This window comes from Stenotrophomonas sp. CFBP8994 (genome assembly GCF_034044835.1).
In the GTDB taxonomy this organism is placed as follows: Bacteria; Pseudomonadota; Gammaproteobacteria; order Xanthomonadales; family Xanthomonadaceae; genus Stenotrophomonas; species Stenotrophomonas rhizophila_A.
In genome coordinates, this window is record NZ_JAXCWT010000003.1 from 383,107 (window position 1) to 408,898 (window position 25,792).

At 67.4% G+C, this 25,792-nt stretch carries 20 protein-coding genes; 11 read left to right on the forward strand and 9 right to left on the reverse strand.

All coding sequences use genetic code 11. The features are described from left to right. Window positions 1-85: 85 nt before the first annotated feature. Window positions 86-1,288, reverse strand: a complete 1,203-nt coding sequence (locus tag SOM39_RS10220) for an aromatic amino acid transaminase (RefSeq protein WP_095362627.1) — start codon at window positions 1,286-1,288, stop codon at window positions 86-88. Window positions 1,289-1,437: 149 nt separating this feature from the next. On the opposite strand from SOM39_RS10220, the gene SOM39_RS10225 reads away from it, so the two are divergent. After that, window positions 1,438-3,573 (forward strand): TonB-dependent receptor, encoded by a 2,136-nt coding sequence (locus SOM39_RS10225; RefSeq protein ID WP_320458262.1) that lies wholly within the window; start codon window positions 1,438-1,440, stop codon window positions 3,571-3,573. Between the two features lie 21 nt (window positions 3,574-3,594). Here the strand turns inward: SOM39_RS10225 and SOM39_RS10230 are convergent, their stop codons facing one another. Continuing rightward, window positions 3,595-3,936: a hypothetical protein gene (locus SOM39_RS10230; RefSeq protein ID WP_184126341.1), complete on the reverse strand. Its 342-nt coding sequence runs from the start codon at window positions 3,934-3,936 to the stop codon at window positions 3,595-3,597. A gap of 155 nt (window positions 3,937-4,091) precedes the next feature. Here SOM39_RS10230 and SOM39_RS10235 point away from each other — a divergent pair, with 155 nt between their 5' ends. The 3 genes from SOM39_RS10235 (at window position 4,092) to ligD (ending at window position 8,053) form a co-directional block, all read left to right on the forward strand. Further along, entirely contained in the window at window positions 4,092-4,490 is a 399-nt protein-coding gene (locus tag SOM39_RS10235) for a hypothetical protein (RefSeq protein WP_068848077.1), read from the forward strand. Window positions 4,491-4,586: 96 nt separating this feature from the next. Further along, window positions 4,587-5,543 (forward strand): Ku protein, encoded by a 957-nt coding sequence (locus SOM39_RS10240; RefSeq protein WP_093535409.1) that lies wholly within the window; start codon window positions 4,587-4,589, stop codon window positions 5,541-5,543. Between the two features lie 5 nt (window positions 5,544-5,548). Next, a complete protein-coding gene (gene ligD, locus SOM39_RS10245) occupies window positions 5,549-8,053 on the forward strand; it encodes a DNA ligase D (RefSeq protein WP_320458263.1) in 2,505 nt (834 codons plus the stop codon). Between the two features lie 14 nt (window positions 8,054-8,067). On the opposite strand, the gene SOM39_RS10250 is transcribed toward ligD, so the two are convergent. From SOM39_RS10250 to SOM39_RS10260, 3 genes are read right to left on the reverse strand one after another with little or no spacing between them, the layout of a single operon-like run. After that, complete coding sequence (locus SOM39_RS10250; RefSeq protein WP_095362409.1) at window positions 8,068-8,451, reverse strand: hypothetical protein; 384 nt, start codon at window positions 8,449-8,451, stop codon at window positions 8,068-8,070. A 5-nt stretch (window positions 8,452-8,456) separates the two neighbouring features. After that, a complete protein-coding gene (eda, locus tag SOM39_RS10255) occupies window positions 8,457-9,095 on the reverse strand; it encodes a bifunctional 4-hydroxy-2-oxoglutarate aldolase/2-dehydro-3-deoxy-phosphogluconate aldolase (protein ID WP_320458264.1) in 639 nt (212 codons plus the stop codon). After that, the gene (locus tag SOM39_RS10260; protein ID WP_414715867.1) at window positions 9,082-10,098 is read right to left on the reverse strand and encodes a sugar kinase; all 1,017 of its coding nucleotides are present in this window, start codon (window positions 10,096-10,098) and stop codon (window positions 9,082-9,084) included. The genes eda and SOM39_RS10260 overlap by 14 nt, the downstream gene beginning before the upstream one ends. A 274-nt stretch (window positions 10,099-10,372) precedes the next feature. Between SOM39_RS10260 and SOM39_RS10265 the strand changes: the two genes are divergently transcribed. Both SOM39_RS10265 and SOM39_RS10270 read left to right on the forward strand, forming a co-directional pair. Next, on the forward strand, window positions 10,373-13,132 hold the full coding sequence (locus SOM39_RS10265) for a TonB-dependent receptor (protein ID WP_320458265.1): 2,760 nt from the start codon (window positions 10,373-10,375) through the stop codon (window positions 13,130-13,132). A gap of 205 nt (window positions 13,133-13,337) precedes the next feature. Further along, on the forward strand, window positions 13,338-17,153 hold the full coding sequence (locus tag SOM39_RS10270; protein WP_414715868.1) for a LamG-like jellyroll fold domain-containing protein: 3,816 nt from the start codon (window positions 13,338-13,340) through the stop codon (window positions 17,151-17,153). 4 nt (window positions 17,154-17,157) lie between these two features. Here SOM39_RS10270 and SOM39_RS10275 read toward each other — a convergent pair whose 3' ends face one another. After that, window positions 17,158-17,997: a PhzF family phenazine biosynthesis protein gene (locus SOM39_RS10275; RefSeq protein ID WP_320458266.1), complete on the reverse strand. Its 840-nt coding sequence runs from the start codon at window positions 17,995-17,997 to the stop codon at window positions 17,158-17,160. A 165-nt stretch (window positions 17,998-18,162) separates the two neighbouring features. On the opposite strand from SOM39_RS10275, the gene SOM39_RS10280 reads away from it, so the two are divergent. Next, the gene (locus SOM39_RS10280) at window positions 18,163-18,519 is read left to right on the forward strand and encodes a hypothetical protein (protein ID WP_320458267.1); all 357 of its coding nucleotides are present in this window, start codon (window positions 18,163-18,165) and stop codon (window positions 18,517-18,519) included. 22 nt (window positions 18,520-18,541) lie between these two features. On the opposite strand, the gene SOM39_RS10285 is transcribed toward SOM39_RS10280, so the two are convergent. The 3 genes from SOM39_RS10285 to SOM39_RS10295 all read right to left on the reverse strand — a co-directional run bounded on the left by SOM39_RS10285 (window position 18,542) and on the right by SOM39_RS10295 (window position 21,892). Then, window positions 18,542-19,132 carry a cysteine dioxygenase family protein gene (locus SOM39_RS10285; protein WP_184126333.1) on the reverse strand — a complete coding sequence of 197 codons (591 nt, stop codon included), beginning with the start codon at window positions 19,130-19,132 and terminating at the stop codon, window positions 18,542-18,544. A gap of 160 nt (window positions 19,133-19,292) precedes the next feature. Further along, a complete protein-coding gene (locus tag SOM39_RS10290; RefSeq protein WP_320458268.1) occupies window positions 19,293-20,918 on the reverse strand; it encodes a carboxylesterase/lipase family protein in 1,626 nt (541 codons plus the stop codon). Then, window positions 20,915-21,892, reverse strand: coding sequence for an alpha/beta hydrolase (locus tag SOM39_RS10295; protein WP_320458269.1), 978 nt, complete (start codon window positions 21,890-21,892; stop codon window positions 20,915-20,917). Before SOM39_RS10295 ends, SOM39_RS10290 begins: the two co-directional genes overlap by 4 nt. A 170-nt stretch (window positions 21,893-22,062) precedes the next feature. Here SOM39_RS10295 and SOM39_RS10300 point away from each other — a divergent pair, with 170 nt between their 5' ends. The 4 genes from SOM39_RS10300 to SOM39_RS10315 are packed head-to-tail and all read left to right on the forward strand — an operon-like array spanning window position 22,063 to window position 25,761. Beyond that, window positions 22,063-22,884: a 2-keto-4-pentenoate hydratase gene (locus SOM39_RS10300; protein WP_095362416.1), complete on the forward strand. Its 822-nt coding sequence runs from the start codon at window positions 22,063-22,065 to the stop codon at window positions 22,882-22,884. Between the two features lie 37 nt (window positions 22,885-22,921). Beyond that, window positions 22,922-23,929 carry a TRAP transporter substrate-binding protein gene (locus SOM39_RS10305; RefSeq protein ID WP_095362417.1) on the forward strand — a complete coding sequence of 336 codons (1,008 nt, stop codon included), beginning with the start codon at window positions 22,922-22,924 and terminating at the stop codon, window positions 23,927-23,929. A gap of 11 nt (window positions 23,930-23,940) precedes the next feature. Then, on the forward strand, window positions 23,941-24,474 hold the full coding sequence (locus tag SOM39_RS10310; protein WP_093535387.1) for a TRAP transporter small permease: 534 nt from the start codon (window positions 23,941-23,943) through the stop codon (window positions 24,472-24,474). A gap of 3 nt (window positions 24,475-24,477) precedes the next feature. Then, window positions 24,478-25,761: a TRAP transporter large permease gene (locus SOM39_RS10315; protein WP_068848098.1), complete on the forward strand. Its 1,284-nt coding sequence runs from the start codon at window positions 24,478-24,480 to the stop codon at window positions 25,759-25,761. Window positions 25,762-25,792 lie beyond the last annotated feature (31 nt).

Below are 25,792 nucleotides of genomic sequence, written 5' to 3' on the forward strand. Positions count from 1 at the left end.
GACACGTAACCGGTTTCAACCTGCCTGCACGAAAAGAAAAACGGCCGCACGTGGCGGCCGTCCTTCATTTCACCGTTGCAGCAGCTCAGCCCCTGGCGACGGTCGACACGGCCTTGGCCACGTATTCCAGGTTGCCCTGGTTAAGCGCGGCCACGCAGATGCGGCCGGTGCCGACAGCGTAGATGCCGTACTCGTCGCGCAGGCGGTCCACCTGCGCGCGGCTCAGGCCCGAATACGAGAACATGCCGGCTTGGTCGTTGATGAAGGCGAACTCCGGTGCACCGGCAGCCACCAGCTTGTCCACCAGGCCGTGGCGCAGGGCGTGGATGCGCTCGCGCATCTCGGTCAGTTCCTGCTCCCACAGCTGGCGCAGCTCGGGGCTGGTCAGCACGCCGGCCACCAGGGCGGCGCCGTGGGTGGAGGGGCTGGAGTAGATGGTGCGGATGATGCGCTTGACCTGCGACTGCACGGCCTTGGCGGCGTTCGCATCCGGGGCCACCACCGACAGCGCGCCCACGCGCTCGCCATACAGCGAGAACGACTTGGAGTACGAGTTGGCGACCACGAAACTGTCGATGCCGGCCTCGGCGATGATGCGCACGGCGGCGCCGTCTTCGTCGATACCCTTGTCGAAGCCCTGGTAGGCCATGTCGATGAACGGGAACAGCTGGCGTTCCTTCAGCAGCTCGGCCACCTGCTTCCACTGGGCCACGGTGAGGTCGGCGCCGGTGGGGTTGTGGCAGCAGGCGTGCAGCAGCACCACGGTGCCCGGCTGCAGCTTGTTCAGGTCAGCCAGCATGCCGGCGAAATCCACGCCGTGGGTTGCCGGGTCGAAGTAGGCGTACTCGACCACTTCAAAGCCGGCCGCGCCGAACACCGCGCGATGGTTTTCCCAGCTCGGGTTGCTGATGGCGATGGTGGCGTGCGGGAGCAGGCGGTGCAGCAGGTCCGCGCCCACGCGCAGGGCACCGCTGCCACCGATGGTCTGCGAGGTGGCCACGCGGCCGGCGGCCAGCAGCGGCGAATCTTTGCCGAAGACCAGTTCGCGGGTGGCCTGGGTGTAGGCAGGCAGGCCGTCGATCGGCAGGTAGCCGCGCGGTTTGGCTTCGCCAGCCAGCTGCTGCTCGATCTGCTTCACGGCGCGAAGCAGCGGAATGCGGCCGCTTTCGTCGTAATAGATGCCCACGCCCAGGTTGACTTTGGTGGGGCGGCTGTCGGCGTTGTATGCCTCGGTCAGGCCCAGGATCGGGTCGCCCGGGACCAGTTCCACATTTGCAAAGAAGGACACGGCGGTACTCATTCGGATGACGGATGGGGGAGGTTGGCGCGAAACTACCTCATCGTAACAAAGCCTCGGCGTGGGCGCGGCGGCCGCCGTCACGCTTGGGACCGTACCCTGTCGTGCGGTGCTCATTTTTTGGAGATTCCCCTCTGCGTATGTTCCGTCTTACCCCGCTGGCCCGCTGCTGTGCGCTGCTTTCGGCCACCGCCCTGCCGAACCTGGCACAGGCCCAGGCTGCCCCGTCCTCTGCCGCACCCATCGAGCGGCTGCCCACGGTTCAGGTGCAGGCCGCACGGGGCCAGCAGGTGGCCGATGTGGATCTGCCGGCCTCGCTCAGCACGGTGTGGCTGGATGACGATGCCAACGGCACCCTGGCCCAGATCGCTGACGCATTGAGCGGGGTGCCCGGCGTGGTCGCGCGCGACCGCCAGAACCTGGCCCAGGACACCCAGCTTTCCATCCGGGGCTTCGGCGCGCGTTCCACCTTCGGGGTGCGCGGGGTGCGGGTGCTGGTGGACGGGGTGCCGGCCACCATGCCCGATGGGCAGGGTCAGCTCTCGCACGCCAGCATGCTTTCCGCCCAGCGCGTGGAGGTGCTGCGCGGGCCGTTCTCGGCGCTCTACGGCAACTCGTCCGGCGGCGTGGTGCAGGTGTGGAGCGCCGATGGCCAGGCCGGCGATCCGTGGCGGCTGCGGGTGGCTGGCGGCAGCGACGGCACGCTCAGCGCCGGGGCGCAGCTGCGCGGCGAGCAGGGCCCGGTGCGCTACAACGTGGCGGCCAACCACTTCCGCACCGATGGCTGGCGCGAGCACAGCGCAGCGCGCCGCGAATCGGTGAACGCGCGGCTGGGCACCGACGTGGGCGGTGGCCAGCTGGACCTGGTGCTGAACTACTTCGATTCCCCCGACGCGCAGGACCCGCTGGGCCTCACCCGCGAGCAGGTGCGGCAGAACCCGCGCCAGGCCACGGCGGTGGCCATCCAGTACAACACCCGGAAATCGGTGCGCCAGGCGCAGGCTGGGCTGGTGTTCACCCGCATCCAAGGGGCCCAGACCTGGCGCGCGATGGGCTATGCCGGGCAGCGCAGCGTGGAGCAGTTCCTGGCCATTCCGCCGGGGCCACAGGCCAACCCGCTGCATGCCGGCGGGGTGATCGACCTGGACGGCGGCTATGGCGGGCTGGACCTGCGCTGGGCGTGGCAGGGCGACTGGGCCGGGCGGCCGCTGGAAGTGGTGATCGGCGCCAATGCCGACCAGCAGCAGCAGGATCGACGCGGTTATGAGAATTTCGTCGGCGATGCGCTGGGTGTGCGCGGCGCACTGCGGCGCGACCAGGCCGACCGGGTCCGCAACGTGGACCAGTTCGCGCAGGCGTTCTGGCAGTGGGCGCCGCGCTGGTCGCTGCTGATGGGCGTGCGCCACAGCGAGGTGCGGTTCCGCTCCAACGACCACTACATCACCGCGCGAAACCCGGACGACAGCGGCGTGCGCGACTACTCGGCCACCACGCCGGTGGCCGGGGTGGTGTTTCACGCCAGCGATGCCTGGCGGGTGTATGCCTCGGCCGGACGCGGGTTTGAAACGCCCACCTTCAACGAACTGGGCTACCGGTCAGATGGCGCGGCCGGGTTGGCGCTGAACCTCTCGGCCGCGCGCAGCCGGAACCTGGAGCTGGGCGGAAAGTGGCGCGGTGCCGGTGGCGCGTCCTTCGACGCGGCGGTGTTCCGCGCCGATACCGATGACGAGCTGGCGGTGGCCAGCAACACCAACGGGCGCAGCACCTACCGCAACATCGGCAGGACCCGCCGGCAGGGCGTGGAAGCCAGCCTGCAGCTGCCGATCACCGCGGCGCTGGAGGCCAGCCTGGCCTACACCTACGTGCAGGCCACGGTGCGCGAGCCGTATCTGGTGTGCGCGGGCACCGGCTGCGCCGTCCCCAACACGGTGGTGGCGGCCGGCTCACGCCTGCCCGGCGTGCCGGAGCAGCAGTGGTTCGGGCGGCTGCAGTACCAGCCCGGCGCGTGGCAGTGGGCGGGCGAGGTGGTGGCCTCAAGCGATACGGTGGTGAACGACCTGGCCACCGACCAGGCGCCGGGGTATGCCCTGTTCAATCTGGAAGCGGCCCGCAGGTGGACCACCGCGCAGGGCGCGCTGCGGGTGTTCGCGAGGGTGGACAACGTGCTGGACCAGCGTTACATCGGCTCGGTGATCGTCAACGACGGCAACCAGCGGTTCTTCGAACCGGGGCCGGACCGACGCTACAGCGTGGGCGTGCAGTGGGCGTGGCAATGATCCACGCCCACCCTGCCCCATTCACTTGGGAATCTTGGCCGGCACGAACGGCGACGTAGGGTCGCTGGCGGGGAACGTCTCCTCCAACGCCTCGTCCTGGTTGTCGCTCTCATGCGCCTTGCGCGCGGCGCGGTGATGCTCGTGCTCATCCCCGCCCGGGTGAGGCGCGGCGGCCGGGTCCTTGCGGTCGCGGGAGGGGTGTACCTCACCGGCGTGGACCGGGTCGATGCCGGTGCGCATGTGCTCGGGCGCTTCGGAGGGCGACATGCCGGCGCCGCGGTCTTCTTCGTTCTGCAGGTCGTGCTTGGCGCGCTGTTCGCCCGGTACCGGGGCGGTGGCTTCGCGCAGGGGATCGCGTTGCATGGTGGTGGTCTCCGTGGAGGGTTGGCTGGACTGTACGCACCCCGGAGGGGAGGCCGACGTGAAGCGGAGCGCGCCGATCTCAACGGATCTGTCACGGCTGGATAACGGCGGCGGGGCTATTCCTGCCAACCCCCCACCCCTGCCGGAGACGTGCCATGCCCCGCCTGGATCGCCGTACCGCACCCGCGCTGTTCAACGCCTACCTGCAGCCGGACCGGAACGCGCGCCGCGGCCGTCGTCCGCGCGCCGAAGAGCCGGAGGCCGTGGCGCAGGACTACCTGCAGTACATGCGCAGCGATTACGAACGCCGCCGCAGTCAGGGAAGGCGCAGCTGGAAGGATCTTTACCCGGCGTATGCCTTCGCGCTGACCACCCACTATGCAGACTGGCCGCGTGGCAGCGACGACGACACCGACGGCGAGCTGGCCGAGCACTGGGAACAGATGCGCGGCCAGTCACGGCTGGGCTGGCAGCAGGCGCGCGCGATTGTCGAGGACGCCTGGATGGCGCTGGACCACATGCCCGCCGCCGCAGTGCACGGGCAGCTGCAGTAAGCGGCGCGTGCAGCCGGCCTTTACGGGCCGGACACGGGCGTTTCACGCCCTGCGCGGTACAGCTGGCCTCCCGCCTTGCACTGGAGTGGCGCCGCCATGGCCCGACCGATCTGGACTGGAACCCTGTCATTCGGGCTGCTGAATGTGCCGGTGTCGCTGATGTCGGGCGAGCGCAAGACCGACCTCAGCTTCCGCATGCTCGATTCACGCGACCGCAAGCCGATCCGCTTCGAGCGGGTCAACGCCGATACCGGCGAAGAAGTGCCATGGAAGGACATCGTCAAGGCTTACGAATACGACAAGGGCAGTTATGTCGTGCTGGATGAGGCCGATATCAAATCGGCCGCGCCGGAAAGCCACGAAACCGTGGAAGTGGAAAGCTTCGTCGACGCCAGCCAGATCGACCCGCGCTACTTCGAAAAGCCCTACCTGCTGGTACCGGGCAAAAAGGCCGAGAAGGGCTACGTGCTGCTGCGCGAAACCCTGCGCAGCACCGGCAAGGTGGGCATTGCCCGCGTGGTGGTGCGCACCCGCGAATACCTGTGCGCGGTGATGCCGCACGAGCATGCGCTGGTGCTGCTCATCCTGCGCTACCCGCAGGAGCTGGTGGATCCTGAAGAACACAAGCTGCCTACCGGCTCGCTGGCCGACTACCGGATCAGCAGCAAGGAAACGGCGATGGCCGAGCAGCTGATCGAATCGATGTCCGGTGAATGGAAGCCGGACGACTACCACGACGAATTCCGCGAACGCCTGCAGGCAGTGCTGACCAAGCGCATCAAACAGAAGGGCGGCACCACCACCGTGGAAGACGAGCCGGCCGCGCCGCATGACGCCACCACCAACGTGGTGGACTTCATGTCGCTGCTGCAGAAGAGCCTGGATGCGAAGAAACGGACCCCGGCCAAGAAGACGGCGGTGTCGAAGGTGGTGAAGAAGGCGGCACCTGCTAAGAAGGCAGCCAAGACCACCAAGGCGGCAACCAAGGCAACCAAAGCCACGAAGGCGACGAAGAAGACTGCCAAGAGCGCGCCGACGCGCAAGGCCGGGTAAGCGCCATGTCATTGCAGGAGTACCGGCGCAAGCGCCGCTTCGGTGAAACCCCCGAACCCGACGACGAGCGCCGGGGCGCCGTCGCGCGCCGCCCCATCTTCGTGGTGCAGCTGCATCACGCCAGTGCACGTCACTACGATTTCCGGTTGGAAGCCGATGGCGTGCTGAAGAGCTGGGCGGTGCCGAAGGGACCGTCGCTGCGCGTGGGCGAGAAGCGGCTGGCGGTGGAGGTGGAAGACCACCCGCTGTCCTACGCCACGTTCGAGGGCGATATTCCCGAAGGCCACTACGGCGCCGGGCATGTGGATGTCTACGACCACGGCACGTGGGCCTGTGATGGCGACCCGCTGGAGGCGATCGCCGCCGGCAAAGTCGACTTCGTGCTGCATGGGAGCCGGCTCAAGGGCGGCTGGAAGCTGGTGCGCACCAACATGAAAGGGAAGCAGCACCAGTGGCTGCTGATCAAGCGTGATGACGAAGAGGCGCGCGATACCGACGCGGACGCGCTGCTGGAGGAAGGTGTGACCACAAAGACAAGCTCCAGCCGCTCTTCCAGGACGACAAGGACAATCAAACCGGTTGCACGCCGCAATGCCGACGCGCGCTGGGAAAAACGCGCGCTGTCACTGGAGCATGCACGCGACAAGCCCTATCCCCACGACTTCAAACCCCAGCTCACCGATCACCGCGACACCGCACCCGACGGCGAAACCTGGCTGCACGAGATCAAGTGGGACGGCTACCGCCTGCTGGCCGATGTGCGCGATGGCGTGGTGGCGCTGCGCTCGCGCAACGGCCTGAACTGGACCGAAGACTTCCCGGAAGTGGTGCAGGCCATTCAGGCACTGCCGGTCACCGACCTGCGCCTGGATGGCGAGCTGGTGGTGCTGGATGCGCAGGGCCGCAGCGATTTCACCGGCCTGCAGAAAGTGATTGACGGCACCGCCAGGCAGCCGCTGCGCTACGTGGTGTTCGACATGCCCGGCGTGGCCGGTGTGGATATCAGCCGCGCGCCGCTGCTGGAACGCAAGACACTGCTGAAGGACCTGCTGGGTGACACGCCCGGCACACTGGCATACAGCGACCACGTGCTCGATCACGGCCCGGCGGTTTTCGAGGCAAGCGGCAAGGCCGGTTTCGAGGGCATCATCAGCAAGCGGGTGGATGCGCCGTACGTCAACGCGCGCTCGCCCAGCTGGGTGAAGGTGAAGCACGAGAACACCGATGAGTTCCTGGTGGTGGGATACACCGACCCGAAGGGATCGCGCAGTGGCTTCGGCTCACTGTTGATGGCTGCGCCCGACAAAGGCGGTCTACGTTATGTGGGCCGCGTGGGTACCGGCTTCGATGATGCCAAGCTGGCTGCCATGCACCGCCAGCTGAAGGCATTGGATACCGACAAGGGCGCCGTGGAACTGCCTTCGCACGTGCCGTTCAAGGCGAGCAGCGTGCATTGGGTCAAACCCACGTTGGTGGCCGAAGTCGCCTTCCGTGGCTGGGCCAAGGAAGGGCTGCTGCGGCAGGCCAGCTTCAAGCGCCTGCGCGAAGACAAGACGGCCAAGGAGCTGGGTGCGGCTGCCAGTGCGGTACCTGCCAAGGCCGCGAAGGCGACGAAGGCACCCGCAAAGGCGAAAGCGCCCGATCGCGCCGCCGACGGCGTGAACATCTCGCACCCCGAACGTGTGGTGTTCGCCAAAGCCAGGCTGACCAAGGGCGACGTCGCCGACTATTACCGGCAGATGGCGCGCTGGATCCTGCCCGAGGTCGCCCGCCGCCCGCTGTCACTGCTGCGCTGCCCCGATGGCGTGGACAAGCAGTGTTTCTTCCAGAAGCACCACGGCACCGGCCTGGGCGACGCGGTGGAAGCCATCCCGCTGGAGCAGAAGAGCGGCCGCGAGGACTACCTCTATATCGAAGACACCGAAGGCCTGCTGCAGCTGGTGCAGATGAACACCCTGGAACTGCACCCGTGGGGCGCCAGCGTGGACGACCCCGAGCATCCGGACCGGTTGGTGTTCGACCTGGATCCCGGTGAGGGCGTGACCTGGGCGGCGATCAAGGCCGCAGCACGCGATGTGCGCGACCGCCTGCAGGATATCGGGTTGGAAAGCTTCGTACGCCTGTCCGGCGGCAAGGGCGTGCACGTGGTGGTGCCACTCACGCCCAAGGCGGATTGGGCGCAGGCCAAGGATTTCTGCGAGTCGTTCGCCCAGGCGATGGCCGAGCACGCACCGGATCGCTACGTGGCCACGATGAGCAAGGCCAAGCGCACCGGCGTGATCTTCATTGATTGGCTGCGCAATGCGCGCGGCGCCACAAGCGTGTGTTCGTGGTCGCTGCGTGCCAGGCCATCAGCCGGCGTGGCAGTGCCGCTGCGCTGGGAAGAGCTGGGACGCATCACCGCCGCCGATGCGTTTCCATTGCCCAAGGCGCTGCAGCGTGCGCAGAAGCTGAAGAAAGATCCCTGGGAAGGGATAGATCAGGTCAAGCAGGTGTTGCCTACGCTGTGATCGGGCGCGCGGACTCACCGAGTCCGATACCGCGCCCCCAACCAGATTCCAATCGCCTGTACCGGCAACGACACCAACAACGTCACCACGAACCAGAACGGGTAATCGCTGCCCAGGTCCCACGCGGCAAACACCGACGCGGCGGCAATCAATACCCACACCACGCCGCCATGTGCGTACGGCCACATCGGCGCATAGCGCGCAGCAAATGCCGTAGCGGCAATGCCACCCAGGATCGTCCAGCCCAGGTCCCACGCCAGCCGCACCTCGCCCTCGCCCAACCCCAGCCAGGGCGCGATCCATCCACCGGCACCGCTCACCATGCCCAGCACGAACAGCGCCACCACGACGCAGAGCACCGAGAGCACTACGGTCTTCGCGGTGGACAGTGCGGACATCGAGCTCAGCCCACCAGCGCCGCCGACGCCCGCGCCAGTTCCTCGATCCCCGCCCAATCGCGCGCCTGCAGCAGCGCCCGCGTGGTCAGCCATGAGCCACCGACGCACAGCACATTGGGCAGGTGCAGGAAATCGCGCGCGGTCTGCGCGCTGATTCCGCCGGTCGGGCAGAACCGCACATCGCCGAACGGGCCGTTCCAGGCCGACAGCATTGCCGTGCCACCGGCCTGCACGGCGGGGAAGAACTTGAACGTATCCAGCCCGTGCTCCAGCCCCAGCATCAGCTCGGACGAGGTGGCCACGCCCGGCAGGAACGGCAGGTCGGTATCGCGCGCGGCGGCGTACAGCCGTTCGGTCGCACCGGGCGCCACCGCAAAGCGGCCACCTGCGGCCTTGACCCGCTCCGTCTGGGTGGCGGTCAGCACGGTACCGGCACCGACCACTGCATCGGGCACGGCTTCCACCATCGCCTGGATCGCCTCCATCGCAATGGCGGTACGCAGGGTCACCTCGATCACCGGCAGCCCGCCGTTGAACAGCGCCTGCGCGACATGCACCGCCTCGTCCACGCTTTCAGGGGTGTACACCGGAATCACCGGGGCCAGTTTCAGGACTGCGCGTACGCGCGGATCAGCGCCGGACATCGAATCGCTCCTCGCCCGTCAGGGCCAGTACGTCAGCTTCACTGACGGGGTTGAAATCACCGGGGATGGAATGCTTCAGGCTGGCCGCGGCCAGGCCGAAACGCACGATCATGTCCGGTTCGAACCCTTGCATCATGCCATGCAGGATGCCGGCAGCGAATGCATCGCCGCCGCCAATGCGGTCGACGATACCGATCAATTCGCGCGTGGGTGCCACGGCGCGGGTGCCGTCGCGGCCCAGCAGCATCGCGCCGAGCGTATGGTGATCCACGCTGACCGGGGTGCGCTGCGTGCATGCCATCCACTGCAGGCGCGGGAAGGCGGCGAAGGCCTGTATCGCAGCGGCGTCCACGCGGTCGGCCAGCGCGGCCTGCTCGAATTGCCCGCCCAACACCACGCCGATGTCGCGGTAGTCGGCAAACGCCACCGTGGCGCAGCCGAACAGCTCGCGCAGGATGCGCGGTGCATCGCCTTCCCAGCGCGCCCACAGCGACGGGCGGAAGTTGCCGTCGAAGGAGACCTTGACCCCGCGTTCGCACGCCGCGCGCGCTGCGACCAGGGTCGCCTCGGCCATCGCCGGGTTCAGCGCCGGGCTCACCCCGGACAGGTGCAGCCACTGCGCGCCGCGCAGCAGCGCATCCCAGTCGTAGTCGGCCGCCGTGCCCAGCGAGAATGCAGAGTCCACGCGGTCGTAGACCACTTCGCTGGCGCGTTGCACCGCCCCGGTGGTGAGGAAGTACAGTCCCATGCGGCCGGGACGGGTCTGCACAGTGGAGGTGCCCACGCCATGCTTTCGCAGTTCCCCGGCCACGAACTGGCCCAGCGGGTTGGCCGGGAGCGTGCTGACCATCTGCACGGTGTGCCCGAAGTGGGCCAGCGAAACCCCCACGTTGGCCTCCGCGCCGCCGGCATGCACGGCCAGCTGCGGCGTCTGCAGCAGCAGCTTGCGGCCCGGCGCGCTCATGCGCAGCAACAACTCCCCGAAACAGACAACACGACTCATGGCGATGGATCCCTTCGTGGTGGGCATGACCTGCGGGTCAGGGCCCGGACAGTAATGGCTAGCGGTGTCATTTTAGCGGTGCGGCGGCCTTCGTCTACCCGGCCGGTTTGTCGGAACCTATGTCCCGCAAGCGTCTACGAGACATTGAAAGTCTGTTGCGGTGCAAGATGCCCGATCCCCAACGGACTGTTAACGTCCGCCCTGACCAGCGGTGTCATTGCACTGACATGTCGCCGGATAGCTGTTTCATGTAGCACCTTGGGAGAGGGAAAACATGCAATATCGAAACATCCATAAAAAGACACCGGTTACCTTGCTCGCCCTGTCCATCGGCCTGGCGCTGAGCGGTACCACCCTGGCGCAGGATCCTGCCCCGGCCACAGCCACCGACCTGGATACCGTCACCGTCACCGGCTACCGCGCCAGCGTCGAGAAGGCGCTGGACATCAAGCGCAGCGAATCGGGCGTGGTCGACGCCATCGTTGCCGAGGATATCGGCAAGTTCCCCGATCTGAACCTGGCCGAGTCGCTGCAGCGCGTGCCGGGCGTGGTCATCACCCGTGAAGCCGGTGAAGGCCGCAACATCTCGGTGCGCGGCCTGGGCCCGGATTTCACCCGCGTCCGCATCAACGGCATGGAAGCGCTGACCACGGTAGGGGCGGGCGACCAGAGCGGCGGCACCAACCGCGGCCGTGGCTTCGACTTCAACGTGTTCGCCTCGGACCTGTTCTCGCAGCTGATCGTGCGCAAGACCGCGTCGGCCGACGTGGAAGAAGGCTCGCTGGGCGCCACGGTCGACCTGCGCACCGCGCGCCCGTTCGATTACGACGGCTACACCTTCGCCGCCAGCGGCCAGGCCAGCTACAACGCCATGGCCGAGAAGGCCGACCCGCGCGTCGCCGCGCTGATCTCCAACACCTGGGCCGATGGCACCTTCGGCGGCCTGCTGTCGGTGGCCTATTCCGAGCGCCAGGCGCTGGAAGAAGGTTCCAACACCGGCCGCTGGGCCAACGGCCCGAGCAACGGCAACTTCAGCGCGTCTTCGCCGTTCGCCGCCGCGCGTTCGGCCAACGTCTACCACCCGCGCTTCCCGCGCTACGTGCAGATGGAACACGAGCAGAAGCGCCTGGGCGTGACCGGCACCCTGCAGTGGAAGCCGACCGACGCCACTGAAATCTCGCTGGATGCGCTGTACTCGAAGATCGACGCCGAGCGCGACGAGCACTACATCGAAGCCATTTCCTTCAGCCGCGGCACCAGCAGCACCCCGCGCCTGGTCGGCAAGCCGAACATGATCGTCAAGGATGGCGTGATCGAGAACAACGCGCTGGTCTACGGCGAATTCGACAACGTCGACATCCGCACCGAAAACCGCCACGACGAGTGGAGCACCGAGTTCAAGCAGATCGCATTGAACGGCCAGCACCGCTTCGGCGATGACTTCACCTTGTCCGGCAAGGTCGGCATCTCGCGCTCCAAGCACGAGAACCCGATCCAGACCACCATCATCATGGACAAGTACGATGTGGATGGTTACAGCTACGACTACCGGGGCAACAGCCGGTTCCCGAAGCTGAACTACGGCATCGACCCGACCAACCCGGCGGGCTGGGAACTGGCGGAAATCCGCCTGCGCCCGCAGTACGTGGACAATGACTTCGACACCGGCCAGGTCGATTTCAACTGGAACATCAGCCCCGGCTTCCGCCTGAAGGGCGGCATCCTGGCCAAGAACTACACCTTCAGCACCGTGGAACTGCGCCGCGCCAGCGAACTGGCCGTGCCCAACTTCCCCAACGGCACCAAGATCGTGCCGGTGGACATGACCGAGCAGGCCGGCCTGAAGGGCATCACCGGTACGCCCGACCAGTGGGTCGTGCCGAACCTGGACGCCATTGCCGACCAGTTCGACATCTACAGCAACTCGGGCATCTTCGCCGTCGCGCCGCGCGCCAACAACGTGCGCAGCGTGGATGAGGAAGACCGCGGCGGTTACCTGATGGGCGAATTCTCCACCGACCTGGGCAGCATTCCGTTCTCCGGCAACTTCGGTGTGCGCTACGTCAAGACCAAGCAGAGCTCCACCGGTCTTTCCACGCTGGCCACCGGCACCGTGTCCACCACGGTGGACCGCAGCTACGACGACACCCTGCCTTCGTTCAACGTGGTGGCCGAAGTGGCGCCGGACTTCCTGATCCGCCTGGGTGCGGCCAAGGTGATGAGCCGCCCGGGCCTGGGCAGCCTGACTCCGGGCGCGACGGTGGCCGTGGCCGGCGGTGCGCGCACGATCTCCAGCGGCAACCCGAACCTGGACCCGATCCGGGCCACCAACGTGGACCTGGGCTTCGAGTGGTACTTCAGCGAAGGCGCCATGGCCGGTATCGGCCTGTTCTACAAGGACATCGAAAGCTTCGTGCAGACCACCCGCGAAGTGGCGCCGTACAGCGCCAGCGGCCTTCCGGCCGAGCTGCTGATCGGTACCGGCGCGTCGCCGGCCGATGACTTCACCTACACCAAGCCGGTCAACACCCCCGGTGGCGAGCTGCACGGTGTGGAAGCGAACTACACCCAGCCCTTCACCTTCCTGCCGGGCAACTGGTCCAACCTGGGCATCCAGTTGAACTACACCTGGGTTGAATCGCAGATCCAGTACATCAACTCCAGCGGCCAGCCGGTGATGAAGGCCGACCTGACCGGTCTGTCCAAGTCGAGCTGGAATGCCACGCTGTTCTACGAAGGCAAGGTGTTCTCCGGCCGCGTTTCGGCCACCAACCGCGACGATTACCTGACCCAGGTGCCGGGCACCGAAGCAGGCTTCAACGTGGACGGTACCCACGGCATGACAGGCACCACCTTCATCGACGCCTCGATCCGCTACGCGATCAGCGACAAGCTGGAGCTGAGCCTGGAAGGCATGAACCTGACCAACGAAGCCAGCGACGAGTGGGTGTACTCGCCGGCCACCGGTCGCCTGCCGCTTCAGTACACCGAAACCGGCCGGCAGTTCATGCTGGGCGCGCGCTACAAGTTCTGATCCATCGCAGACCCGGCGGCGGCGTGCACGTGCACGCCGCCGCTGCTGCGACGCAAGATGTTGGGGAACCGCCGCTTTGCTAGCGTGTGCTGCGTGCAGGCGTGCGGCGGGGATGTCCGCGCGCCTGCGCGCAGCGCACGTGCACTGCGTTGTGCCGCTCTCCAACGCCACTGCCGTACTGCTGAGTTGTCGAAAGGAACCTGCCATGCCGCTGCACGTTGTCCGTTCGCCCCGCCGTACCCGCCTTTCCGCCAGCCTGATGTTGCTGCTGCTGGGAGGCAGTGCCGGCGCCTGGGCACAGGGCGCGCCGCAGCTGCTGTTCCATGTGTCGGCCGACAACGGCTTTACCGCCGATACCGCGCAAGGCGACGCGGTTCCGAACTTCCAGGACAAGGTCAAACGCGTGCCCGATGGCGCGCACGGTGCTGCCATCCAGTGGGAAGACGACGGCGTGCTGTCGTGGAACGCGCCGGGCAACATCCAGGCACAACGCGGCACCCTGGGCTTCTTCTGGCGCCCCCGCTACGCGGTGGGTGAAGCGCCGTTCGTGATTTTCCGGGTCGGCTATGCCGACCACAGCAGCTGGGACATGGCCTGGCTGCGCATCGACTGGAACGGCCACGGCTTCGATGCCTTCGTGACCGACGCCAACCTGGCGCGCACCCGCGTGTCGTTCAAACTGGATGCCCTTCCGTCGCCAGAGCAGTGGCAGCACATCGCCTTCGGCTGGGACGAGAACCACGGCGTGCGCCTGTACGTGGACGGCAAAGAGGTCGCCCGTCAGGAAACCACCGCCGATTACGATGCCGCCCTGGACCAGCTCGGGCTGGCCGGCCGGGTGATGGCGCCCTACCAGGTGCAGAGCCGCTACAACTTCCTGCGCGGCAGCGATGTCGACGAGATCCGGGTGTACGACCAGTTGCTGGATCCCGCCGGAATGTCCGCGCTGGCGGCGAACAAGGCACCGAGCACCGCCGTCGCCGATACCGGCGCGACGCGCGCCTGGAACCACCGCTTCGGCTGGGACAGCGCCGCTCCGCCCGCGTTGGCCAGCCCGACCACCACCATCCGCAAGATCGAGTTCGCCGACACCAAAGACCACAAGCAGTGGATGTGGAAGGCCACCGATGGCATCGCCGAGACCACCTGGCCGGGCGTGTACAACCGCTCGCGCCTGCCCGGCCGCAACGACTATTTCCAGCTGCCCGACTGGAACACCTATGTGGAAGGCGGGCAGCAGCTCGACCTGACCCTGCCTGACGGTGAGACCGTCAACCGCATCGAGGTGCGCGGCGCGGCCTTTGGCGCGCTCAGTCACAGCGCGGGCAGCGCGGCGCCTACACCGCTGCTGCAGCGCCCGCAGGGCGTGGTGCGCAGCGTTGACCAGATTCCGGCGCAGACCGGCGGGGTGCTGCACTTCCGCAACAGCGCGCAGGAAACCCCCATCCAGGAAATCTGGGCCTACCAGGTCAGCGACGCGGCCGAGCCGACGGGCACCGTCAAGCAACGGTACCTGATCGACAGCCGGGCGCTGCCCGACTACCTCAACATCACCGCGCTGCGCGACTACATCGACGGCCGCTATCCAGCGGCCGAACGCAGCACCGTGATGGCCCTGCCCAAGGGCGCAGGTTCGCGGCGGCGTGCGGCCGATACGCTGCCGGCCAACCCGCTGCCGATCGTGCACGTGCTGATTCCTTCGGGCGTGGGCGACGCCCCCGCTGCGCAGCCGTTGATCCGCAGCTGGGCGCACAGCTGGGAAAACATGCATGACGGGCTGGACGGCGTGGCCATCGACCTGCCTGCGCTGGACCTGCCGGCGGCGAAGGACGGGCTCATTCCGCTCAACATCCGCATCAAGGACCCGATCTGGCCGGCGCGTGACATGATCGACGTGTCGGTGTCGGTGAAACCGAACGAGAAGCGCACGCTGTGGCTGGACCTGCGCGACCGCATCCTCACCGCCGACAGCCTGTGGATCAGCATCGCTTCCGGTGCGCCCGGGTTCAACGCCGGCTCGCTGGACGGTGCGGAAATCCGCATGGTGTACAAGGATCGCGCCGAAGCGAAAAAGGAACATGTAGCCGACCGCTTCAACCAGGCCCGCGACAACTGGGGCTTCCTGGTCGAAGAGCACACCACCTCCAAGCGCCAGCGCCTGTATGCGCGCGTGTACGCGGACCTGACCGACCTCTTGCGGGTCGACCCGGACCACGAACTGGGGCGGCTGTACTGGAACTACATCAGCTACAACAGCCAGGGCAAACCGCCGTTCACGCAGCCCGATGCGCCCAAGGGCGTGCCGCTGTGGGCGTTCCGCCAGACCGAAGACCTGAAGTACGTGCGCCGCTTCGTGGACTGGTGGATCGACAACCGCCAGATCGCCTACGGCGATTTCGGCGGCGGCATCTCCGACGATACCGACCTGACCCAGCAGTGGCCGGGCCTGGCGCTGATGGGCGTGGAGCCGGACCCGCTCAACCGCTCGCTCACCGCGCTGTCCGATGCGGTGTACCGCAACGGCATGTTCTCCAATGGCCTGAGCACCATCGAAACCGATGAGCTGCACGCCTACGAGGAAGGCATCAACGCCAACAGCGCCATGCTCTACCTCAACTGGGGCGACCCGCTCACGGTGGAGCGCCTGATGGAAACGGTGAAGGCGTTCGACGAGCGCATCATCCTGCCCAACCCGCAGGGTCACCTGCTGTTTTCCAGCAACTGGTTCGGCGGCAACAAGGTCTACCGCGAGCCGAACTGGCAGTGGCAGAAGCCGTACTCGTTCCCGGCGCTGCACCCGGCCTTCCTGATGGGCCAGTACAACGCCGACCCCACCGGCCGCAAGCTGGTCACCGGACTGGCCGACAGCTACCTGGCCCACGCCTACACCGACGACAAGGGCCGCTGGGCGCTGCCCAACGAGATCAACTGGGCCACCGGCAAGGTGCGCGGCGGTGAGCTCAACAACGGTTCCGGCGGCGGCGATGTCATGCACACGTTCTGGGCGGCGTGGCGCTGGACCGGCGACGACAAGTACCTGAAGGCGCTGGACTACCGCGTGCAGCGGGGGGGCCCTGGCGCACTGGCCAACCTGGGCGAAAACTTCGTCGAGGTGCTGGGCAAGGGCGCGGATTGGAGCCCCGGCCTGGTCGCCGATGCCGATGCAGGCAACACCGGGTTCACCAGCCTGATGGCGTGGCAGGCCACTGGCGACAAGAAGTACCTGGAGGCGCTGCACGCCGATGGCATCCAGGCCAAGGCGCAGCGCGAGTACATGAACACCGAAGGCCACTGGTGGTCCGACCGCGTCGAAGCACCGAGCGAGTTCCTGCAGCGCGCCCGCCTGGGCGGTATCGCGCTCAAGCGCAACCAGAGCTGGCCGGGCCACACGGTGAGCTGGCGTTTCGCCCAGCCCGATGCAGCCGAACAGGTGGCGCTGCTGGTGCATGCACCGTCCACCGAGCGCTTCAAGGTGATTGCCTACAACACCGGCAAGCGCGCGGTGGATGCGCAGATGAGCACGTGGAATGTCACCGCCGGGACCTGGCGGATGACCAGCGGGGTGGACCGCGACGGGGATGACCGGATCGACGGCAAGGCCGACGTGCGCGAGGTGACGCTCGAGCGCAGCGCGTCCGTGCCACTGCGGTTCGCGCCGGGGCAGGCGCAGGTGGTGGAGTTCGAGCTGATCCAGGCGGGCATGCCGGTGGAACAGCGGCCCGACCTGGCGGTAGGCCGTGGCGACGTGCGCGTGGATGGCCGCCAGGTGCACGTGACCGTGCACAGCCTGGGGCATGTGGGCACGCCGTTGGGCACGGCGGTGCTGGAAGATGCGGGCGGGCGCGAGCTGGCGCGGATCGAGATTCCAGCGATGGCAGCGCCCACGGATCTGGTGCCGAAGACCACTACGGTGGCATTGCCACTGCCGGCCGGCAACCGCAGCGGCCTGAAGGTGCGGGTGATGTTGGCCGATGGCGGCGCCGAAGTGACCCAGCTCAACAACGTGGTGGCGGTCGAGTGACCGCCTACAACGTCACCGCCCCCTCGATACACGTCACGCAGGCACCCCCGATCCACAGCGCATCCCCCACCCGTTCCACCTGCACGCGGCCGGCGCGACCCATCACCGTGCCCTGGCTGATCACATACCGGTCCGGCGCCGCGCTCTCCCGCAGCAACCACCGCGCGATACCCGCATTGAGGCTGCCGGTCACCGGATCCTCTGGCGCGGCCTCGCCGGCAATGAACGCGCGCGATTCAAACTGTGCATCCACTGCGTCGCCTTCGCCACACGCCGCGAACACGCCCACCATCAGCCCATCCAACGCCGCGTAATCGGGGCGCACCGCCAACACGGCCGCACGGCTGCGCAATCGCAACGCCAACCACGGCGGGCCGTTGTCCACCCATTGCGCATCGACCAGTTCATCCACGGCCACCCCCAATCCCGCCCGCACCCGCTCGCGCAACGACGGGTCCAACGGCCCTTCCCGCCGCAACGGCGGCGCCTCGAACGCCAACCCGGCCGCATCGTGGCGGATCCGCACCAACCCGATCCCGCACTCCTGCACGATTTCCCCGCCATGCGGCACGCCGCCATTGGCCAGCCATGCATGGCAGCTGCCCAGCGTGGGATGCCCGGCGAACGGCAGCTCGCCCAGCGTAGTGAATATCCGCACGCGGTAATCGGCACGCGGGTCGTTGGGCTTCGATACGAACGTGGTCTCGCTCAGGTTGGTCCAGCGCGCAAAGGCGGCCATGCGCGCATCGCTCAACCCATCGGCATCAAGCACCACGGCCAGCGGATTGCCCAGCAGCGGATCGGTGCTGAAGACGTTGACCTGGAGGAAGGGGTGGGACGTCATGGGCAGCGGTTCCTTGGCGGGATGTGGCGACATGCGGGCATCCTGGCGGTGAACCCTGCATCAAATCTAGGATCTTTTTCAACGCACCACCCCAATGGCCGCAGATAGCATCTGGTCGTCATCACCACACCGATGCACAGCGCCACCTCTCTTGGGGAAACACCTATGAACACCAACGTCGCCGACATTGATGAGGCGGTGCCGATCGAGGCATGTCCGCGGCCACAGCCTGACGCTTCCGGCGCAACTCATGATTGGCGGGTGCGGGAGTACCAGGACGGCGGCGTGGACCACGTTGAAGTCCGCGACGGCACGGGCCGGGTGCAACTGGTCATCGCCTACGCCGCGGGCGTGTTCTGGGCACTCCACGTAGGGTTTCCCACAGCGCGGGTGTCGTTGCCGAACTGGCGGTTGAAGTTGCCCGAGGGCGCCAGCGCCACGGAGGTCTACGCCGGAACGCGCTTCTCCCTCACGCGTTTCAGCAGAGGCGAAGAAGCGGTGTGGCGCATCCAACCAGCATGACTGCGGGTGCGGCAACGCCGCGTCACGCGACGTCGGTTTCCATTTCCTTCATGCGGCGCTCGTACCAGCCGTCGTGGTCGGGTTCGAAGATCGCGCTGCGGGTCATTTCGCCCTGGTAGACGTGCACGGAAATGGCCAGCCGCTCGTCGCTGGTGTTGCGGATGGTGTGGTACTCGTGCGGCGGAATCAGGCTGCCGGCGCTGCCGCAGTCGCCGATCACCGACGGCTCGGCCTGGAAGCGGAAGCGTTCGCCCCTGCGTTCGAGCAGCCGGTACTGGGTGACTTCCAGTTGCCCCAGCCACACCCCTTCCACGCACCACAGGCCGCTGTGGTCATGCAGCGGCGTGCCCTGCCCCGGCGCCCAGCTCATCGCCACGATGCTGTAGCCGTGCGCCGGGCTGCGGTACAGCTCGCGGCGTGCGTAGTGGTCGCTGATCGGGCGGTGCACGCAGGCCGGCAGCTGGATGCGGCTGTCGGCAATGGCCTCGCAGAGCGCACCGCGCAAGGTTCTGGCGATCTGCTGGGGATCGTCATGCTGCACGGCGTGATCGATGGCGGCTATCAATCGATCGCGGCCATGGAACGGCGGAAAGGGATCGCAATGGTCCTGCATGCCCCCAGTCTAGGCGATGGAGGTTAAGGACATGTTTGATCTGAATCACGGCTGATCACCGCTTTTTGGCCGAAAATCTATTGGATTTCGTTGTTTGGTTGGCGCTGCCTATCGTTGTTTGGAGCGGGCCGACGGTGGGTGGGACACGCGTGGCGTGTCGCTACATCGTGCCTCGCTGTACAAACGGGGCCTGCTGGTACAGGCGTCGTTCGCCGCCACGCGGGTCGTCAGCGAGCTGCGGCGGGGTGTTGAACAGCATCGTCTGGCGGCGATCAAGCCCGTACTGCTCCCACTGCGGCAGCCCAGGGTGCTGCGGGTTGCCGGTGCGGGCGAAGGCGATCAGGGCATCGCTCATCGCTGCCGCCATGCGCTGCGCGTCGGCCGCTTCACCGGTACGCGAACCCTCTACCCGGGTGTTGTCGAACACCAGCGGGATATCCAGCGTGTGGAAAGCGCCCAGCCTGCCCCCGTCCAGCGGTGAGCCCCAATCGAGCTGGTACGCCCAGGTGGGCGCGCCCTGCCGCGCGCGTGCTTCCAGTTCCTCCACCGCCCCGCGCCAGGAGCGGCCGGCGGTGGTGGCGGCGAAGAACACATCAGAGGGCGTGTAGTGCGGATACAGGCGCCGATACTCGGCGATCACCACAGACGGAAGCAGATCGACGAACTGTTCCTTCTCCAGCCTGGCCGGCAACGTCTCCCAGGTCAGCGCGAAGTTGGCCGGGTCATGGCCCAGGAACGCGCGTGTTTCGTCGTGGGTGTTGCCGATTACCATGGGGATCCCGGCGGACTGCTCGGGCGCCTGCGGCCAGAACGGGTGTGCCGGCAGCGCGCCGCCATCGACCACGGGACCGAAGTACAGGCTGGTGTTCTCCACCCGTGACGGATCGCGCGCGCGGGTGGCCGCCAGCAGCGCCGACACCGGCAGCGCCAGCAAGCCCTCCACATCCTGTGCGCCTACCGCCTGCATGGCGATCTGCGCACGCTGGGTGGCCGCACGCGGGCCGGCCGCGGTGACCTGCTGGCCGCTCATGGTCCACGCGCGCTGGAACAGGCCGCGCGCGGCGGGCATGGCCATCAGCGTGGCGATCTTGGCGCCGCCGCCGGACTGGCCGAACACGGTGATATTGCCGGCATCGCCACCGAACTCGTGCGCATGTTCGCGCACCCACCGCAGGGCCTGGATCAGATCGAGCTGGCCCACGTTGCCCGAATCGGCGAACCGCGCATCGCCCAGCTGTGCCAGGTACAGGTAGCCGAACACATTGAGCCGGTGGTTGACGGTGACCACCACCACATCACCGCGTCGGCACAGCGCACTGCCGTCGTACTGCGGGTCGCTGCCGGAGCCGTTGTTGTAGGCGCCGCCGTGGATGTAGAACAGGATCGGCCGGGGCTTGCCGTCGCGCAGCGCCGGCGTCCACACGTTGAGGTACAGGCAGTCTTCGCTGCCGGGGCCGTCCTCCTTGCTGCCCTGCGGCGCGGCCGGGCCGTAGGCCAGTGCATCGCGCACCCCGCGCCACGGCAGTTCAGGCAGTGCCGGCTGGAAGCGCCGGGTCGCGGTGTCCGCGCCATAGGGCACGCCAAGGAAACGGTGCACGCCCTGGTCATACCGGCCGCGCAGGCGGCCGCCGCGCACCGTCGCCAGTGAAGCGCTCGAGTCGGTGCGGTTGGACGCGCCTGCAAGCGATGAAGCCAACGGCAACGTACCGGCCGCCAGCAGCATTGCGTAGCGCGCACTGTCGCGCAGGAAGCGGCGGCGCTGCAGGTCGGCAGGGGTGAGCGTCATGGCGCCTTCTCCCCGTTCTGCGCCTGCATCCAGCGCAGCGCGAGCGTGGGCCACTGGGTGGCAAGCGCAGCGGGCGGCAGGCGTACGCCGAAGCCGTGACCGCCGTGCGCGAACAGGTGCATTTCACTGGGTACGCCCGCCGCCAGCAGTGCCTGGTAGTACAGCAGGCTGTTGTGCACGGACACCACGTCGTCGTCCTGCGCGTGGACCAGGAAGGTGGGCGGGGTCTGCGCGCTGACCTGCGCCTGCATCGAATACTGCTGCTCCAGCGCGGGCGTGGGGTGTTCGCCCAGCAGCCGGGTGCGCGAGCCGCTGTGCGCGTGCCGGCCCATGTCGATCACCGGGTACAGCAGCAGCGCGAAATCCGGGCGCGCGCTGATCGCATCGATGGCATCGCCGATGCCCGGCAGCGCGGTGGCGTAGCCGTTGCTCAGCCGCGCAGCAACATGGCCGCCGGCGGAAAAACCGATGACGCCGATCCGTTGCGGATCCAGCTGCCACGTCGTTGCGCCGGCGCGGATCACCCGCATCGCGCGCTGTGCATCGGCCAGTGCGGCCTGGCGGTCCCCGCGCCCGGCCGGCAGCCGGTAGCGCAGCACGAACAGGGTTACTCCACCCTGCTCCACGAAGCCCGGCACCAGCGCGGTGCCTTCCTTGTCCAGGACGATGCGCTGGTAGCCGCCACCGGGAATGACCAGGAGGGCGGTGCCGTTGGGTCTGGCCGGGCGGTAGGCGACCAGGTACGGCGCGCTGAGGTTGTCGATGTAGCGGTCCGGCAGCGCGGGGTCGGCGCTGCGCTCGACCACGTTGGGCACTGCGGCGCGCTTGAGCTCACCGGGCACCCTGCCCGCCGGCCAGAGCGCGATGCGGGTGGGCGTGCCGGGGGCGGGCTCGCTCTGCGGCACCGGGCGCTCAACGGCCTGGGCCGGCGGTGGGGCAACGGCGGCCAGCAGGCAGCCGACCAGCAGGGACATCAACACAGCACAACGCATCCGCGGCAGTCCTCTCAGGGGTGGGCAAACGGTAGCGTGCCGGGCTCGTGCAGGTTCTGACGCGGTGCACATTGCCAATGACACCGGTTTACCATATACAGCTCATCCAAGTGCTGTCGATGGGCAGTGCAACAATTCACCGGGAGACCCGCTTGAGCAACGATCAAGGCAAACAGGACCTGCCAGAACAAGGGTTGGGCGACATCGCCCACGCGTTCGTCACGGCCCGCCAGCAGGGCCGTTCACTGCCGGATTTCCCCGGAACCATCCCGGAAGACCTGGTCACCGCCTATCAGGTGCAGGACCAGGCCATCGCGCTCTGGAACGACCAGGTGGTGGGCTGGAAGGTTGGCTACATCGCCGCCGAGCGCCGCGATGGCTCCGGCGACGACCGCCTGCTGGGCCCGATCTTCTCTCAGCGGCTCTGGAATGCTACCGGTGGAACAGTGGACATCCCGGTGTTCGTCGGCGGCTTCGGCGCGGTGGAAGCCGAGTACGTGATCCAGCTGCAGCAGGACGCCCCGGCCGACAAGCTGCACTGGACCGCCGAAGAGGCAGAAGCCCTGCCCGCCAAGTTGTTCATCGGCGTGGAAGTGGCCAGCAGCCCGCTCGCCACGATCAATAAGCTGGGCCCGCGCGTAGTGGTGTCGGACTTCGGAAACAACAACGGCCTGGTGCTGGGCCCGGAGATTGCGGACTGGACCCGGCTGGATGATGCCGACCTGCGCGCCGAAACCCGCATCGAAGGCGAAGTGGTAGGTACCGGTGGCGCCACCCTGCTGCCGGGAGGCCTGCGCACCGCGTATGCCTTCGCGCTGGCCCGTTCGGCCCAGCGTGGGCGCCCGCTGAAGGCCGGCGATCTGATCGCCAGTGGCAATGCCACCGGTATCCATGACATCGCCGTAGGCCAACAGGCACTGATCCGTTTCGCCGGTTACGGCGACATTACCTGCAGGGCCATCGCCGCCGGGTAACCGTGCGGCCATGGCGAGTACGCTTGGGAGGGCGCAGATGATTACTCGCAGAAGTTTCCTTGCCACCAGCGTGGGCGCGCTCAGCGTGCCCCTGTTGTCGGCCGGGTGTTCACGTTCCACCGGTGACGCGCCCGATGGCGCGCGCCTGCTGACCGCAACCGATGTGCATGTGGCCGACTACCCCACCGTGACCGCGGTGAAGTGGATCGGCCAGCAGCTGGAAGCGAAGACCGGCGGCCGCCTGCGGCTGCGCCAGTACCATTCGGGCCAGCTCGGCCGCGAATCGGAAGCGATCGACATGGCCCGCTTCGGGGTCATCGACATCACCCGCGTGTATTCCGGCGCGCTCAACAACGCCTTCCCGCTCACCCAGGCGCTGTGCCTGCCCTACGTGTTCGATTCGGTGGCGCACATGCGCCGCGCGCTCGACGGCGGCGTGGCCGATACCGTGCTGCGCGGCTTTGAAAGCCGCGACCTGGTCGGGCTGGCGATCTACGATTCCGGCGCGCGCTGCTTCTACAACACCAAGCACCCGATCGTGGAACCGAAAGACCTGCACGGCCTGAAGCTGCGCGTGGCGTCCTCGGACATCTTCATCCAGCTGATGCGCCTGCTGGGCGCCAACCCGACCCCGATGTCGCTGGGCGACACCTTCTCGGGCATGGAAACGCACATGATCGACGGTGCGGAAAACAACATGCGCAGCTTCCACTCCAGCCGCCACTTCGAGGCGGCGCGCTACTGGTCGCAGAGCGACCATTCGTATGCGCCGGACGTGCTGCTGATGTCGCGCCGCAGCTTCGAGTCGCTCAGCCCGGAAGACCGCCAGCTGCTGCTGCAGACCGCGCGCGAATCGGTGGGGGTGATGCGCCAGCAGTGGGATGCTTCGGAAAGCACCGCCCGCCAGGCCGTGGCCGACTTCGGCATCCAGTTCAACGAGGTCGACATGCCGGCCTTCCGCAAGGCCGCCGACCCGTTGCTGCAGCAGTACCTGCAGCAGCCGGAGCTGGCCGCCCTCACCCGTCGCATCCGCGACTTCGCCTGAGGCCTGCCGCGATGTCCGACCCGACTTCCGAAACCGCCGTAGACCTGCGCACGCTGCCGCAGCGCACACTCGACCGCATTGCCGACATCACCATCTACATCGCCGTACTTGCCCTGCTCGGGCTGGTGGTGGTGCAGGGCTGGCAGGTGTTCGCCCGCTATGTGATCAACGATTCGCCCAGCTGGACCGAGCCGGTGACCCTGCTGCTGCTGGCCACCGCCATGAGCCTGGGCGCGGCCACCGGTGTGCACACCCGACGCCACTTCGGCTTCTTCCTGCTGGCCGCGCACATGGGTCCCGGCCTGCGTCGTGCCGTGGACGTGTTCGCCTCGTTCGTGGTGGCCCTGCTTGGCGTGGTGATCGCCTGGTGGGCAGCCGTGCTGCTGCTGGATGGGCTGGACATCAAGACCGCCGGCGCCAACCTGCCGCAGAGCATCAACTACCTGCCGCTGTGCATTGGCGGTGCGCTGATGGCGGTGTTCGCCGTGAACCAGATGGTGCAGGCCGTGCAACCGGCCGTCGCTGAAGCAGAGGGAGACCGCTGAGTCATGGGTATTACGATTCTTTTCACTGTATTCGCGGTGCTGCTGCTGCTCGGCGTGCCGGTGGCCTACGCGCTGGCCGCGGCGGCGCTTGCCACCCTGTGGTACCTGGATCTGCCGACGCTGGTGCTGGTGCAGCAGATTTCGGCCGGTACCGGTTCGGCCTCGCTGATCGCCATTCCACTGTTCATCTTCGCCGGCGAAATCATGATGCGCGGCGGCATCTCAGAACGACTGATCGCGCTGGCCTCGTCGCTGGTCGGGCGCATGCGCGGTGGCTTGGGCCAGGTGTCGATCCTGTCCTCGCTGTTCTTCGGCGGTGTCTCCGGTTCGGCCATCGCGGACGTGTCTGCGGTCGGCGGCACGATGATTCCGCAGATGGTCAAGCGTGGTTACGACCGCGATTTCGCGGTGAACGTGAGCATCACCGCCGCGCTGGTGGCGCTGCTGGTGCCGCCCTCGCATAACCTGATCCTGTTCTCGGCCGCCGCCGGTGGTGGTCTGTCCATCGCCGACCTGTTCGCGGCGGGCATCGTGCCGGCGCTGTTGATGACCGTGGCACTGATGGTCACCGGCTACGTGGTGGCACGCCGTCGTGGCTACGGGGTGGAAGTGTTCCCGGGCTGGCGCGCGGTGTTGCTGCGCATGGTCTCCGCCCTGCCCGGCCTGGGCCTGGTGGCGTTGATCTTCATCGGTATCCGCGCCGGCATCTTCACTGCGGTGGAAAGCGCGGCCATTGCCGTGGTCTACGCGTTGCTGGTGACCACGGTGCTGTACCGCCAGCTCAACTGGCGCGAGTTCCTGGGCACGGTGACCCATGCGGCGCGCAGTACCGGTGTAATCCTGTTCGTGATCGCCACCGCTGCCGTGTTCGGCTGGCTGCTGGCGTTCCTGCAGGTGCCGGCGGCGGCGGTGGACTTCCTGCAGTCGTTCGCGCACAGCCAGTTCATGGTGCTGCTGATGATCGTGGTGATGTTGCTGTTGCTGGGCACCTTCATGGACCTGGCACCGATGATCCTGATCTGCACGCCGATCTTCCTGCCGGTGGCCAAGGCCTACGGGATCGACCCGATCCACTTCGGCCTGGTGCTGGTGCTGACCGGCGGCCTGGGCCTGGTGACCCCGCCGGTGGGCTCGGTGCTGTTCATCGGCACGGCAATCGGCAAGATCAGCGTGGGCGAAAGCATGCGTTCGATCTGGCCGTTCTGGTTCGCGGCGGTGGGCGTGCTGCTGATCGTGACGTTCTTCCCGCAGCTGTCGCTGTGGCTGCCGGCGCTGCTGCGCGCCTGACCGCACGGCGGCCCGGTGCCGCCATCGCCGA

Bases quoted from the DNA above. Each gene is read 5' to 3' on its own strand.
- SOM39_RS10225 (WP_320458262.1), top strand. From the start codon at position 1,438: ATGTTCCGTCTTACCCCGCTGGCCCGCTGCTGTGCGCTGCTTTCGGCC.
- SOM39_RS10230 (WP_184126341.1), bottom strand. From the start codon at position 3,936: ATGCAACGCGATCCCCTGCGCGAAGCCACCGCCCCGGTACCGGGCGAA.
- SOM39_RS10235 (WP_068848077.1), top strand. From the start codon at position 4,092: ATGCCCCGCCTGGATCGCCGTACCGCACCCGCGCTGTTCAACGCCTAC.
- SOM39_RS10240 (WP_093535409.1), top strand. From the start codon at position 4,587: ATGGCCCGACCGATCTGGACTGGAACCCTGTCATTCGGGCTGCTGAAT.
- ligD (WP_320458263.1), top strand. From the start codon at position 5,549: ATGTCATTGCAGGAGTACCGGCGCAAGCGCCGCTTCGGTGAAACCCCC.
- SOM39_RS10250 (WP_095362409.1), bottom strand. From the start codon at position 8,451: ATGTCCGCACTGTCCACCGCGAAGACCGTAGTGCTCTCGGTGCTCTGC.
- eda (WP_320458264.1), bottom strand. From the start codon at position 9,095: ATGTCCGGCGCTGATCCGCGCGTACGCGCAGTCCTGAAACTGGCCCCG.
- SOM39_RS10260 (WP_414715867.1), bottom strand. From the start codon at position 10,098: ATGAGTCGTGTTGTCTGTTTCGGGGAGTTGTTGCTGCGCATGAGCGCG.
- SOM39_RS10265 (WP_320458265.1), top strand. From the start codon at position 10,373: ATGCAATATCGAAACATCCATAAAAAGACACCGGTTACCTTGCTCGCC.
- SOM39_RS10270 (WP_414715868.1), top strand. From the start codon at position 13,338: ATGCCGCTGCACGTTGTCCGTTCGCCCCGCCGTACCCGCCTTTCCGCC.
- SOM39_RS10275 (WP_320458266.1), bottom strand. From the start codon at position 17,997: ATGACGTCCCACCCCTTCCTCCAGGTCAACGTCTTCAGCACCGATCCG.
- SOM39_RS10280 (WP_320458267.1), top strand. From the start codon at position 18,163: ATGAACACCAACGTCGCCGACATTGATGAGGCGGTGCCGATCGAGGCA.
- SOM39_RS10285 (WP_184126333.1), bottom strand. From the start codon at position 19,132: ATGCAGGACCATTGCGATCCCTTTCCGCCGTTCCATGGCCGCGATCGA.
- SOM39_RS10290 (WP_320458268.1), bottom strand. From the start codon at position 20,918: ATGACGCTCACCCCTGCCGACCTGCAGCGCCGCCGCTTCCTGCGCGAC.
- SOM39_RS10295 (WP_320458269.1), bottom strand. From the start codon at position 21,892: ATGTCCCTGCTGGTCGGCTGCCTGCTGGCCGCCGTTGCCCCACCGCCG.
- SOM39_RS10305 (WP_095362417.1), top strand. From the start codon at position 22,922: ATGATTACTCGCAGAAGTTTCCTTGCCACCAGCGTGGGCGCGCTCAGC.
- SOM39_RS10310 (WP_093535387.1), top strand. From the start codon at position 23,941: ATGTCCGACCCGACTTCCGAAACCGCCGTAGACCTGCGCACGCTGCCG.
- SOM39_RS10315 (WP_068848098.1), top strand. From the start codon at position 24,478: ATGGGTATTACGATTCTTTTCACTGTATTCGCGGTGCTGCTGCTGCTC.